Source organism: Chryseobacterium wanjuense (assembly GCF_900111495.1).
Classification (GTDB): Bacteria; Bacteroidota; Bacteroidia; order Flavobacteriales; family Weeksellaceae; genus Chryseobacterium; species Chryseobacterium wanjuense.
Genome location: NZ_FOIU01000001.1, coordinates 2,448,285 through 2,461,143, shown reverse-complemented (window position 1 = coordinate 2,461,143; position 12,859 = coordinate 2,448,285). Strand labels below are relative to the sequence as shown.

General features: G+C 35.5%; 11 protein-coding genes. 8 read left to right on the top strand and 3 right to left on the bottom strand.

All coding sequences use genetic code 11. The features are described 5' to 3' along the window. Positions 1 to 75: 75 nt before the first annotated feature. Together BMX24_RS10935 and BMX24_RS10930 are read left to right on the top strand one after the other, a co-directional pair. A complete protein-coding gene (locus BMX24_RS10935; RefSeq protein WP_089792452.1) occupies positions 76 to 1,173 on the top strand; it encodes a Nif3-like dinuclear metal center hexameric protein in 1,098 nt (365 codons plus the stop codon). A 3-nt stretch (positions 1,174 to 1,176) separates the two neighbouring features. Then, positions 1,177 to 1,953 (top strand): zinc ribbon domain-containing protein, encoded by a 777-nt coding sequence (locus tag BMX24_RS10930; RefSeq protein WP_089792450.1) that lies wholly within the window; start codon positions 1,177 to 1,179, stop codon positions 1,951 to 1,953. Between the two features lie 377 nt (positions 1,954 to 2,330). Here BMX24_RS10930 and BMX24_RS10925 read toward each other — a convergent pair whose 3' ends face one another. Further along, the gene (locus BMX24_RS10925) at positions 2,331 to 4,109 is read right to left on the bottom strand and encodes an AMP-dependent synthetase/ligase (RefSeq protein WP_089792448.1); all 1,779 of its coding nucleotides are present in this window, start codon (positions 4,107 to 4,109) and stop codon (positions 2,331 to 2,333) included. 267 nt (positions 4,110 to 4,376) lie between these two features. On the opposite strand from BMX24_RS10925, the gene BMX24_RS10920 reads away from it, so the two are divergent. Together BMX24_RS10920 and BMX24_RS10915 are read left to right on the top strand one after the other, a co-directional pair. Further along, a complete protein-coding gene (locus BMX24_RS10920) occupies positions 4,377 to 5,516 on the top strand; it encodes an acyl-CoA dehydrogenase (protein WP_089792446.1) in 1,140 nt (379 codons plus the stop codon). Positions 5,517 to 5,543: 27 nt separating this feature from the next. Continuing rightward, the gene (locus tag BMX24_RS10915; RefSeq protein WP_089792444.1) at positions 5,544 to 5,906 is read left to right on the top strand and encodes a hypothetical protein; all 363 of its coding nucleotides are present in this window, start codon (positions 5,544 to 5,546) and stop codon (positions 5,904 to 5,906) included. Between the two features lie 278 nt (positions 5,907 to 6,184). Here BMX24_RS10915 and BMX24_RS10910 read toward each other — a convergent pair whose 3' ends face one another. Both BMX24_RS10910 and BMX24_RS10905 read right to left on the bottom strand, forming a co-directional pair. Continuing rightward, positions 6,185 to 7,117: a DUF4349 domain-containing protein gene (locus tag BMX24_RS10910; protein ID WP_089792442.1), complete on the bottom strand. Its 933-nt coding sequence runs from the start codon at positions 7,115 to 7,117 to the stop codon at positions 6,185 to 6,187. Between the two features lie 485 nt (positions 7,118 to 7,602). Continuing rightward, positions 7,603 to 9,198, bottom strand: a complete 1,596-nt coding sequence (locus tag BMX24_RS10905; protein WP_089792440.1) for a peptide chain release factor 3 — start codon at positions 9,196 to 9,198, stop codon at positions 7,603 to 7,605. 336 nt (positions 9,199 to 9,534) lie between these two features. On the opposite strand from BMX24_RS10905, the gene BMX24_RS10900 reads away from it, so the two are divergent. The 4 genes from BMX24_RS10900 to BMX24_RS10885 all read left to right on the top strand — a co-directional run bounded on the left by BMX24_RS10900 (position 9,535) and on the right by BMX24_RS10885 (position 12,858). Then, entirely contained in the window at positions 9,535 to 10,365 is an 831-nt protein-coding gene (locus tag BMX24_RS10900; RefSeq protein WP_089792438.1) for a CPBP family intramembrane glutamic endopeptidase, read from the top strand. 103 nt (positions 10,366 to 10,468) lie between these two features. Further along, positions 10,469 to 11,044, top strand: coding sequence for an RdgB/HAM1 family non-canonical purine NTP pyrophosphatase (gene rdgB, locus BMX24_RS10895; RefSeq protein WP_394332536.1), 576 nt, complete (start codon positions 10,469 to 10,471; stop codon positions 11,042 to 11,044). 120 nt (positions 11,045 to 11,164) lie between these two features. Next, positions 11,165 to 12,094 (top strand): ribonuclease Z, encoded by a 930-nt coding sequence (locus BMX24_RS10890; protein WP_089792436.1) that lies wholly within the window; start codon positions 11,165 to 11,167, stop codon positions 12,092 to 12,094. Continuing rightward, positions 12,088 to 12,858, top strand: a complete 771-nt coding sequence (locus BMX24_RS10885) for a TIGR02757 family protein (RefSeq protein WP_394332535.1) — start codon at positions 12,088 to 12,090, stop codon at positions 12,856 to 12,858. The genes BMX24_RS10890 and BMX24_RS10885 overlap by 7 nt, the downstream gene beginning before the upstream one ends. The last annotated feature ends 1 nt before the right edge of the window (position 12,859 follow it).

Genomic DNA, 12,859 nt, shown 5'->3' with positions numbered 1-12,859 from the left:
AGAATAAGATTAAATTTTTCTTTTTTTCAGCCTCAATAAAAATTAATATCTTCGTTGAAAGACAAATTGTAAGCAATGAAACTAAGATCTGTCATATCAAAGATTGAAGAAAGAATACAGATACACCAGGCGGAAGATTTTGATAACGTAGGATTGCTGTGCGGATCTTGGGACCGTGACGTGAGCGGAATTTTGGTATGCCACGATGCTTTGGAAAATGTGGTGGAGGAAGCTATTCATAAAAATTGCAACCTGATCGTATGTTTTCACCCGATTATTTTTTCAGGATTAAAATCTTTAACCGGGAAAAATTACGTTGAAAGAGCAGTGATAAAAGCCATTGAAAATAAAATTGCCATTTATGCAGTTCATACCGCTTTTGACAATGATTTTTTTGGGGTCAACCAGGGAATCTGCAATCAGTTGGGATTAAAAAACTTGAAAATTCTTCAGCCTAAAAAGGATAATTTAAAGCAGTTAACGGTTTTCGTGCCTAAAGATTATTCCGAAAAAGTAAAGGAAGCGCTTTTTACAGCCGGAGCAGGAAACATCGGTTTCTATGACGAATGCAGCTTTACCATCAACGGAAACGGAACTTTCAGACCCATTGAAGGCTCAAATCCTTTTTCCGGACAGCAAAATGTGAGAGAAAATGCCGATGAAGACATGATTTCGGTGATTTTTGAAGATTATAAACAAGGTCAAATCGTTGCAGCCATGAAATCTGCACATCCTTATGAAGAGGTTGCCCATCAGATCTACAGTTTAGACAACACCAATCACCACAGCGGATTGGGAATGTACGGCGATTTTGAAGAAGCGATGGACGAAAAAGATTTCCTGAAAATGGTGAAAGATAAATTCGGTCTGGAGGTAATAAGACACTCGGATTTTAACAATAAAAAGATTAAAAGAGTAGGGGTTTTGGGTGGTTCCGGAGCTAGCGGAATAAGGTCTGCCATTTCTAAAAAATGTGATGCATATCTTACAGGAGACGTCAAATATCACGATTTTTTCCTTGCCGAATCCAAAATGCTGATCTGTGATATAGGACATTTTGAGTCAGAACAATTTGTGACTCAACAATTATTTGAAATTTTATCACAAAAATTTAGTACATTTGCAATCTCAAAATCTATTGAGAAAACAAACCCGGTAAATTATTTCATTTAAAATATGGCAAAAACCAACGATATTTCAGTTGAAGAGAAGTTAAGAGCTTTATACGATTTGCAGATCATTGATTCTAGATTGGACGAAATCCGAAATACAAGAGGAGAATTGCCAATCGAAGTAGAGGATCTTGAGATTGAAATCGAAGGTCTTGAAAAAAGAGCTGAAAAATTTCATGCAGATATCAAAGATCAAGACGATCAGATCAAAACAAAACATGAGGTTATCAACCATGCAAAAACTTTAATTGAAAAGTACAAGTCTCAACAGGATAATGTAAGAAACAATAAAGAGTTTGAAGCATTAGGTAAAGAAATTGAATATCAGGAACTTGAAATTCAACTTGCTGAAAAAAGAATCAAAGAATTCGGTGCTAAAATCGGTCACAAGAATGAAACATTAAGCGAATTGAATACAAAAATCGATGAGCTTAAAAATCACTTGAAATTCAAAAAAGAAGAATTAGACGGATTGATCTCTGAAACTCAAAAAGAAGAAGAATACCTGATCGAGCAGTCTAAAGAATATGCTGCAAAAATCGACGAAAGATTATTGGCTTCTTATAACAGAATCAGAACAAACTCTCCAAACGGTCTTGCTGTAGTAGGATTGGAAAGAGGTGCTCCGAAAGGATCTTTCTTCACAATTCCACCTCAAAAGCAAATGGAAATCGCTCAGAGAAAGAAGATCATTATCGATGAACATTCAGGGAAAATCCTTGTAGATGACGAATTGGTAATGGAAGAAAACGAAAGAATGAAAACTGTAATTAAATTCTAATTTTTTAATTACATTTTTAAAATATAAGCTGTTTCAATGTTTGGAACAGCTTTTTTTTGTTCTTTTTTAAAACACTAATTGCACTAATTTTTGCACGAATGACACGAATGTTTTTTCTAAAACGAAAACGAGCTAAAGCCCGTTCCTATTGATCCTATTGAAATGGAATATTATTTATTTTATCTTCTTGGATAGATTCTTCACTACGCTCCTGAACTACGTTCGCAGATCTTCAGTCTGTGTTCTGAAAGACAAATAGACTGGCCTAATTTGTATAATTCATTTTTACAAAATATTAGTGTCATTCGTGCAAAAATTAGTGCAATTAGTGTTTTTAAAAAAAACAAAAAAACCGCTCCAAAGAAGCGGTTTCAATATTATTCATGATGTTCATACATCTTATTGTACAGATCAATAAATTTCTCTTTAATGGCTTTCCTTTTCAGCTTTAAAGTAGGCGTTAAAAGTCCCGCATCAATACTCCAGACTTCCGGTGTCAGCTCAATTTTCTTGATTTTTTCCCAATTTCCAAGATGTTCATTGATACCTTCCATTTCTTTTTCGATTCTTTCTTTTAATTCAGGACTTTTTGCAATTTCCTGTGGAGTGGAGCCGATGTTTAAATTGTTTCTCATGGCCCAGCTTTTAGCAAATTCAAAATCAGGTTGTATCAATGCTGTCGGCATTTTTTCGCCGTCACCTACGACCATGATTTGCTCTATGAATTTAGACGCTTTGGCCAGATTTTCAATGGTTTGAGGGGCAATGTATTTTCCGCCGGAAGTCTTGAACATTTCTTTTTTACGATCTGTGATTTGTAAAAATCCGTCACTGTCGACATGTCCGATGTCTCCGGTTTTGAAATATCCGTCTTCTGTAAATACCTCTTTGGTCATTTCATCATTTTTAAAATAACCTTTGAAAATAGAAGGACCTTTCACTGTGATTTCACCATCTTCCTGAATTTTTACATCAAGATTATCCAATGGCAGACCAACGGTTCCGATCTTCATTTTCTCAAAGCTGTTTACTGAGATTACGGGTGAAGTTTCCGTAAGGCCATAACCTTCCAGAATCGGAATTCCCGCGTTTTGGAACATTAAATTTAACCTTGTAGATAAAGCTGCAGAACCTGAAACTAAAGTAATGATTTCGCCGCCTAAACCTTCTCTCCATTTTTTGAAAACCAATTTGTCTGCAATGATTTCCTGTAATCCGGATGGTTTCGATACAGTTTTCTTTTTGCTGATTAAATTTAAGGCCCAGAAGAATATTTTTTGTTTCAGACCTCCTGCAGAAGAGCCTGTAGCATAGATTTTATCATACACTTTTTCTACCAGTCTAGGAACGACGCTCATGTAATGTGGCTTTACTTCTTTCACGTTTTCACCCATTTTTTCAATGCTTTCTGCGAAATAAATTGAAAAACCGTTGTATTGGAAAAGATAGAAAAGCATTCTTTCAAAAATATGACAGATCGGAAGGAAGCTCAGTACTCTTGTGTCCTTGTAATCAAGGCTTTTTCTCTTCGGAATTCTCGGCATTGACCCTAAAATATTGGAGACAATATTGTGATGGGTCAGCATTACGCCTTTAGGTTTTCCGGTTGTTCCGGAGGTATAAATGATGGTTGCCAAATCCTCAGAATTAATGGTATTGGCAAGATCTTCCACTTCGATTTGCGTAGAATCGTCTTCACCAAGGTCAAGGATTTCTTTCCAGTTGGCAGCGCCGCTGATATTGTCAAAAGTGAAAATTCCCTGTAAAGAAGGGATGTTGTGCTTCACTTTCATTACTTTATTCAAAAGATCTTTATCGGAAACAAAACAGTATTTTATTTCGGCATTGGTGAAAATAAATTCATAATCTTCCGGAGAAATACTCGGGTAAACAGGTACGGAAACCACACCGATCTGGGAAAGTCCAAGATCCATAATGGCCCATTCTGTACGGGAATTTGTAGTGATAAGAGCAATTTTGTCCCCAGGTTTTATCCCTAGCTTTAACAGTCCTCTTGATATTTTATTTCCTTCATTTATAAACTCTTGCGTAGATGTTTTTTTCCATTCGCCCTGATATTTGGTAACAAACATGTCCGGCTTAGGATACTTTTCTAAAGCATATTGAGGTATATCGAATAATCTTTTGATTGTCATGATTTTTTAAGTAATAATTAAAGAATTTTAAATATAAGCATTTTTTTTAATTATTAAAATGAGAAGTTAATAATTAGAGATTACTGCAATGTTTTCCATAATATTTTAATAAAAAGGAGGATACTTTAAGGATAATTTAAAAATTAGCATAATCCTTTGAACACCCTTTATTTAGGTGTTTTTTTGCTTCCGAATACTTACTTTTAATTCTATTTTCAGATTTGCTCAAAAAGTGTAAATTAGCGACCATCTAATTATTCAATTTTTATGGACTTTAATTTATCAGAAGAACAGCTGATGATTCAGCAGGCTGCAAGAGATTTTGCACAAAACGAATTATTACCGGAAGTAATCGAAAGAGACCGCGATCAGAAGTTTCCTACAGAACAGGTGAAGAAAATGGGAGAAATGGGACTTTTGGGAATGATGGTAGATCCTAAGTATGGTGGTGCGGGAATGGACAGCGTTTCTTACGTTTTGGCAATGGAGGAGATTGCAAAAATTGATGCTTCTGCGGCTGTTGTAATGTCTGTAAACAATTCATTGGTATGTGCCGGACTTGAAAAATTCGCTTCTGAAGAGCAAAAAGTGAAATATCTTACGCCTCTTGCAAGCGGACGGGTAATCGGAGCGTTCGCTTTGTCTGAGCCTGAAGCTGGTTCTGATGCGACTTCTCAGAAAACGACTGCAGAAGACAAGGGAGATTACTATTTACTAAATGGTATCAAAAACTGGATCACCAACGGTGGAACGGCTTCTTACTATATCGTAATTGCACAGACGGATCCTGAGAAAAAACATAAAGGAATCAACGCATTCATCGTTGAAAGAGGTTGGGAAGGTTTTGAAATCGGGCCGAAAGAAGACAAATTGGGAATCAGAGGAAGTGATACGCACTCTTTGATGTTCAACAACGTAAAAGTACCGAAAGAAAACAGAATCGGTGAAGACGGTTTCGGATTCAATTTTGCGATGGCTGTATTGAACGGCGGTAGAATCGGTATTGCTTCTCAGGCTTTAGGTATTGCTTCGGGAGCTTACGAATTGGCGTTGAAATATGCTAAAACAAGAAAAGCTTTCAAAACAGAAATTATCCACCACCAGGCTATTGCTTTCAAATTGGCAGATATGGCGACTCAGATCACGGCGGCAAGAATGCTTTGCTTAAAGGCTGCTGTAGAAAAAGATGCCGGAAAAGATATCTCTGAAAGTGGAGCAATGGCAAAATTATACGCTTCTCAGGTGGCGATGGATACTACGATTGAAGCAGTACAAATCCACGGTGGATACGGATATGTGAAAGAATATCACGTAGAAAGAATGATGAGAGATGCAAAAATCACTCAGATCTATGAAGGAACTTCTGAAATCCAGAAGATTGTTATTTCAAGAAGCATTGCAAAGTAATTTTGCTTTAAAAATAAAAACTATACTATGAAATACTTGTGGGTCACTTTAGGGGTAGTTCTCCTGTTTTTAGGAGTATTTATCTGGTATAAATATTTCTTCGTTTTCGGAGAAGGAGTAAAATCCGGCTATCTGAATTATGCCATCAAAAAAGGTTATGTCTTCAAAACCTATGAAGGGAAATTGATTCAGGAAGGCTTCGGAAGAGGAAAAACGGGAACCGTTACAAGCTACGAGTTTGAATTTTCTGTAAAAGATCCTGAAATTTTCAAGCAATTGGAAATGAACAGTGGGAAAACTTTCGATCTTCATTACAAAGAATACAACGGAGCTCTGCCCTGGAGAGGAAATACAAAGTATGTTGTAGATAAAATAGTCAATATGAAATAGTAGTAAAAGGCTCTCGATTGAGAGCCTTTTTACATACACACGAACCACAAAATATTAATAATATATTTTTTTCTATTTAATAATTTTCTTTTGTCTCCCTCTTCCTATATCAATATATATTTATCCTTTAATCTAGATGTTGATTTCATTGTTCTTTATCTATTAGACTAAATTTTTAATTATAAGTTAAAAATATGACAATGTTTTATTCAAAAAACGAAATATTGATTAAAATATTATTAAAATAAAAAATCCATCACGGGGATGGATCTTTTAATCTAGTGAGAATCGTTATTAGGAATGTTTTTGTTTCTTTTTTTATAAAAATAATATCCAATACCAAGAATTAAAAATAAGGGCCACAATGGAAGAATAAACAGGAAAATAGAAGTAATCACATTCCACCCGGAGGAAATAGCTGCGAAAGATTTTTCACCAAAAGTTTTGGGTTCTTCATTTTCTGCCAAACCATTTGATTTTCCATACAGGGTAATATCAACTTCACACATGGTATTCTGTACATAATCCTGTCCGGAAACTTCTACGCCTTTGTTCTCGATCTTTCCGATATTGTAGCTCAAATCTTCCATCAGATAATCAAATTTCTGAATCGGAACTTTTACTTTTAAATAAGCTATTTTCTTCTCGTCGTTGTTTAGCGAAATATTTTCACTTCTGATGAATCCGTCATATTTTGAAACTTCTGCTTTTACGATTTCTTTTGCGGTTTCGGCATCATCAACGGTCAGTTCCAGAACTCCGGTTTTTAATAGTTTGTTTTTCGGGACATTCAGTTCATAATTTTCATTTTTTGGTTTGTCTTTGTAAACAATTTTCGTTTCCTTGATGACTTTCGGAGCCGGAACATTCACAACAATTTTTTCATTTTTCTTGGTTGAATCTTTCTTTTCTGTTTTGGTTTCAAGCTTTACCGATGAAATTTTTTCAGATAAAGAATCGACAATTTTTGAAGTGTTTTCAATTTTGTCCTTTACATCATTTTTGGTATTTTCAAATTCTTTGATTTTTACATTGGCAGAATCTAGGGCTGCGTTGGCTTTATCATTGATATTGTTAATTTTTTCAGAGGCCACAGAAACAGCACTGTCTGCGGAATTTACGGCATTTTCCAATTGAGATGTTGTCGCTTCTCCCTTTTTACACATAATGAAGGTGCTTGATACAGCAGCGAGTAGGATGAATTTTTTCATAGCGTTAAATTTTTCGATGAAGTAAAATTAGGAGGGAAGTTTTTGTAAAGATTGTAAATGAAGTGTATTCCAGTCGTAAAAATTATAATCAATTTAAAACCAAATTATTATAATTATTTTACAAAAGTTTTACAAAGAGTTTTTCGAAAGAAAATGCCTTAAAAACAAGAAAATCAAAAAAAATATTAACCACAAAAGAAACAAAAGATATTTGAATATTTTACTTTTAAAATTATCAGAAAACAAAAAATTCTCAAAAAGATAAAAATCAAAGATTTTTAAAAACTTATGTGTTCTTATTTACGGTTTAATAAAAACTTAAAATAGTGCATTAATCTTTTATGTCTTTGTGGTTAAAAAAACTAAACAAGTTTGATATTTCACGATCACCAACAAGAATTAAAACAAAAAAATCCGCCGAAAAACTTCAACGGATTTTAATAGTAAGGCTAATTAAATATTAGCTTATATGTTTATTAATTTAATTAAGCATTCTGAAATTCACTGATAAAATGCAGCTTCACATTCGGGAATTTTTCCTGCGTCATATGAATCGTGAAAGAAGAATCAGCAAGGAAAACCAATTGATTATACTTATCTCTTGCTAAAAATCTCTGCTTCAATCTTGCAAATTCTTTGAATTCTTCTGACTTTTCATCAGCCTCTACCCAACAAGCTTTGTGCATAGAAAGTGGTTCGTACGTACATTTTGCACCATATTCATGCTCCAGACGGTATTGGATCACCTCATACTGAAGTGCACCCACCGTTCCAATGATTTTTCGGCCATTCATTTCCAGCGTAAACAACTGGGCAACACCCTCATCCATCAGCTGATCGATACCTTTTGCCAGCTGTTTTGCCTTCAATGGATCGTTATTATTAATATATCTGAAATGTTCCGGCGAGAAGCTCGGAATTCCTTTGAAACTCAGCTTTTCACCACCCGTCAATGTATCTCCGATTCTGAAACTTCCCGTATCATGAAGACCTACGATATCTCCCGGGAAACTTTCGTCTACCACCTCTTTTTTGTCTGCAAAGAATGCGTTGGGTGAAGAGAATTTCATTTTCTTACCTTCTCTTACCAATAAATAATTTTCGTTTCTTTTGAATGTTCCCGAAACAATTTTCACAAAGGCCAAGCGGTCTCTGTGCTTCGGATCCATATTCGCATGGATTTTAAATACAAATCCCGTAAAGTTATTTTCTTCAGGCTTTACCAGACGCGTATCACTTTCTTTCGGTTGAGGCATTGGAGCGATGTCGATAAAGGCATCCAGTAATTCACGAACTCCAAAATTATTCAAAGCCGAACCAAAGAAGACCGGTTGCAGATCACCTTTCATATAATCTTCACGGTTAAATTCAGGGTAAACGGATTGTACCAGATCAAGCTCTTCTCTTAATGTTTGGGCAGCTTTTTCGCCGATCACCTCGTCGATGGAAGGATCATTAATATCATCAAACTTAATAGCTTCACCTACTTTGTGCTTTTTCTCTTCCAGGAATAGCTGAATATTGTTTTCCCAGATATTATAAATTCCCTGGAAATCTGCTCCCATACCGATCGGCAAAGAAAGTGGAACAACCGTTAAGCCTAATTTCTGCTCAACTTCATCTAGCAAATCGAAGGCATCTTTACCCTCACGGTCAAGCTTATTAATGAAAACCAGCATCGGAATATTTCTCATTCTACACACCTGAACCAGTTTTTCGGTCTGTTCCTCAACCCCTTTTGCAACGTCTATTACAACGATTACGGAATCCACGGCAGTCAAAGTTCTGTACGTATCTTCTGCAAAATCCTTGTGACCAGGAGTATCCAGGATATTGATTTTGTGGTCTCTGTATTCAAAAGCCAGCACGGAAGTAGCCACCGAGATCCCTCTTTGGCGCTCGATTTCCATGAAGTCGGAGGTAGCTCCTTTTTTTATTTTGTTGGATTTTACCGCACCCGCTTCCTGAATTGCACCCCCGAAAAGAAGTAATTTCTCCGTAAGAGTGGTTTTTCCGGCATCGGGGTGAGAAATAATCCCGAAAGTTTTTCTTTTTTGTATTTCTTTGATTAAGTCTGACATATCGTATTTTGAAGTTGCAAAAATCGGGAATTTTAATGGAAATTAAAAATGAAATTGTCGGGTTGAAGATTTTAGGTTTAAAGTTTAGATTTAATGATGAATTATTTTAAAGATTCTTCGACTGCTTCGCGCTCAGGATGACACAGGCATATCACACTGCATATTTTTAGCAGCTGGTATTAGCGCTGTCATCCTGAGCGCGAAGCAGTCAAAGGATCTAGTAACCGCCTGTCATAGATTTCACAAAATTTCAAATTCACAATTCAAAAACCACTTATCCGCCTTTTTTAATTCAAAAAAATTATCTTTGTCTTATTAAATTTTAACTAAGAAAACATGGAAAACAGCAGATATCCAAAGTTTACATTTACATGGATCGGAGGTCTTGTTTTATTGGCAGGATTATTTGTAGGAACAATGTTCGTCTCTTTTTTTAATGTTTTCTGGATGTTCATTTTTAAAGAAAATCTGCAGTACAGAGATTGGTTTTTCATGCTTTCGAATGCGGCGGGATTCCTTACTGCTATTGCTTTTTTTGATTTTTTCATTGTAAGAAGAACGACCGGGAAAAAACTTAATTTTAATTTTTCTCCCACCAATTTTTATACCTATCTGTTGATTTTTCCTTTGATGATTGGGATGATGTTTATTGCAGAATTTATCACCGCTCAGATTCCTACGACAGGACCTTTCTTTGGAAGATATTATGAATTTTTTAATGAATTAATGAATCAGCTGACGGATGACCCTGTAGTGATGGTCATTACAGCGGTAATCTGTGCCCCGATTTTTGAAGAAATTATTTTCAGGGGAATCATTCAAAAAGGATTGATGAATAAAGGGGTGGAACCGTGGAAAGCTATTATTTTTGCATCTATTATTTTTGGAATTGTTCATGCAAATCCTTGGCAGTTTGTCGGAGCCATTTTATTAGGCTGCGTGTTAGGATTGGTGTATTATAAAACGAAATCTTTGCTTTTGCCAATGCTTCTTCATGCTTTTAATAATTTGTGTTCATCTTTATTAATGATTTATACAAAAAATGAAAGTTTTGCAGATTATTTTAAAGTTTCAGAATGGATATTACTTGCAGTGGGAATTGTAATTTTTTCCTTGTTTTATTATCTTTTTGTGAAAAAATATAAGGTGCATTACGCCGAAATTTAAGTCTAAATACTATAGAACAACTGTTTCCATAAATAGCGTTATTCGTGAAAATATTTGTGCTATTTGTGTTTTAAAAAAAAAAAGAATTAAAATGAAATTGAATATGGAATTACTGGTAGCCACCCACAACGTACATAAAAAAGAAGAAATTCAGCAGATTTTAAGCGATGAATTTGTTGTAAAAAGTCTTACGGATTACGATATTCATGAGGAAATTGTAGAAGATGGTGACTCTTTCAATGCCAATGCCTTGATTAAGGCTAAATATTGCTACGAAAAAACCGGAATTCCAAGTTTGGGTGACGACAGTGGTTTGGTTGTTGAATCATTGGACGGTAGACCGGGAATTTTCTCTGCACGCTATGCGGGAGATCATGATTTCGCCAAAAATATTGAAAAAGTGGTGGGTGAAATGGAAGGTATTGACAACAGAAAAGCTTATTTTATCACGGTTTTATGTTATTATGATGAAAACGGACCGAGATATTTTGATGGAAGAGTTCACGGAAATTTACTGACAGAAAATAAAGGTTTCAAAGGTTTCGGATACGACCCGATTTTTGTTCCGGAGGGGTATGACATGACATTTGCGCAAATGGAACCGGAGGATAAAAATAAAATCAGCCATAGAAAACAGGCGTTGGATTTGTTTTTGGATTTTTTAAAAGTTAAAGAATAAGTTTAAGGTCAAGTTGATATTAAACAATTTTCAAGTCTTGAATTTTTGTTTCTTTTGTTTCAAGACAAAAGAAAAATTAGATTTTCTGTCGTACATTTGTCGCCATAATAAACTATCGATTTGAGTACTTATTTAACGATATTAGGCTTTAATTCAGCGATTCCGACCATCAATTCTTCTCCTACGGCACAATTGCTGGAAATGGAGGAAAGATCTTTTCTGATCGATTGCGGAGAGGGAACTCAGGTACAGCTGAGAAAAGCAAAAGCAAAATTTTCAAGGATAAATCATATTTTTATTTCGCATCTTCATGGCGACCATTGCTTTGGCTTGCCGGGCTTGATTGCGTCTTTCAGGTTGTTGGGGAGAGAGACTCCGCTTCATGTTTATGGTCCCAAAGGCATTAAAAATATGCTGGAAACTATTTTCACCATTACGGAAACCCATCGTGGTTTTGAGGTGGTGTATCATGAGCTGGATAAAGATTATTCCGAAAAAATTTACGAAGACAATAGAGTAGAAGTATATACGATTCCTTTGGATCACAGAATTTACTGTAACGGTTATTTATTTAAAGAAAAGCCGAAAGAAAGGCATCTGAACATGAAGGAAATTGCAAAATACGATGAAATTGAAACCTGCGATTATCATCATCTGAAAGCAGGAAAAGATTTTGTATTAAGTGATGGGTATGTTCTTAAAAATGAATTGCTTACTCTTGATCCTACGCCGTCTGTTTCGTATGCATTCTGCAGCGATACAAGATATCTGGAAAGTGTAATTCCGATTATTAAAAATGTGACGGTTCTGTACCACGAGTCAACATTTCTGCATGATTTGAAAGAAATGGCAGATTATACGGGACATTCGACAGCTTTGGAAGCGGCAACAATTGCGCAGAAAGCCCAGGTCGGGAAATTGATTTTGGGACATTTTTCCAACAGATATGGAGATCTGACGGTGTTTACAGATGAAGCAAGAAATATTTTTCCGAATACTTTTTTACCAAAGGCTTTAGAAGCTGTAAAAATTGAAAAAAATGTATGTTGAAGTTTGAAGAACTAAAAAGTTTCTTAGATGAAAAGGCAGATCAGTACAATCATCCTGAGTTTATAGAAAATGATCCGATCCAGATTCCGCATCGTTTTTCTTTGAAGCAGGATGTGGAAATTGTGGGATTTTTGGCGGCGACGATTTCTTGGGGAAACAGAAAAGCCATCATCAAATCGGCGGAAAAAATGCTCGATATCATGGGCAACTCACCGTACGATTTTGTATTGAATCATTCTGAAAAAGAATTAAGAAGCCTGGAAGGAAAAAGCATTCACAGAACCTTTAATGGGGAAGATTTTACTTATTTTATCAAACAGTTTCAGCGGATTTATAAGGAAAATGAAAGTCTTGAAAATTTATTTAAAGTAAATGATCAGGAAACCAATTTTCTTCACTCGATTGAAAGATTCAGGTCGCAGTTTTTGGGGACTGAAAAGCACAGGAGCCACAAGCATGTAAGTTCGCCTTACAAAAATTCCTCCACAAAAAGAATCATTATGTTTCTTCGCTGGATGGTGCGTAAGGATAAACGTGGCGTGGATTTTGGTATCTGGGAAAGCATAGATCAGAAATATCTTTCGATTCCGTTGGATGTGCATACGGGAAATATTTCGAGGAAACTGAGACTGATTTCAAGAACGCAGAACGACTGGAAAACAGTTGAGGAACTCGATCTTATCATTAGAAAATTTGATGAAAAAGATCCTGCAAAATACGATTTTGCATTGTTTGGATTGGGAGTAACTAAGGAATTATTATAAA

Coding starts and splice junctions, on each gene's coding strand:
- BMX24_RS10900 (WP_089792438.1), top strand. CDS start 9,535: ATGGAAAACAGCAGATATCCAAAGTTTACATTTACATGGATCGGAGGT.
- BMX24_RS10910 (WP_089792442.1), bottom strand. CDS start 7,117: ATGAAAAAATTCATCCTACTCGCTGCTGTATCAAGCACCTTCATTATG.
- rdgB (WP_394332536.1), top strand. CDS start 10,469: ATGGAATTACTGGTAGCCACCCACAACGTACATAAAAAAGAAGAAATT.
- BMX24_RS10885 (WP_394332535.1), top strand. CDS start 12,088: ATGTTGAAGTTTGAAGAACTAAAAAGTTTCTTAGATGAAAAGGCAGAT.
- BMX24_RS10920 (WP_089792446.1), top strand. CDS start 4,377: ATGGACTTTAATTTATCAGAAGAACAGCTGATGATTCAGCAGGCTGCA.
- BMX24_RS10905 (WP_089792440.1), bottom strand. CDS start 9,198: ATGTCAGACTTAATCAAAGAAATACAAAAAAGAAAAACTTTCGGGATT.
- BMX24_RS10935 (WP_089792452.1), top strand. CDS start 76: ATGAAACTAAGATCTGTCATATCAAAGATTGAAGAAAGAATACAGATA.
- BMX24_RS10915 (WP_089792444.1), top strand. CDS start 5,544: ATGAAATACTTGTGGGTCACTTTAGGGGTAGTTCTCCTGTTTTTAGGA.
- BMX24_RS10930 (WP_089792450.1), top strand. CDS start 1,177: ATGGCAAAAACCAACGATATTTCAGTTGAAGAGAAGTTAAGAGCTTTA.
- BMX24_RS10925 (WP_089792448.1), bottom strand. CDS start 4,109: ATGACAATCAAAAGATTATTCGATATACCTCAATATGCTTTAGAAAAG.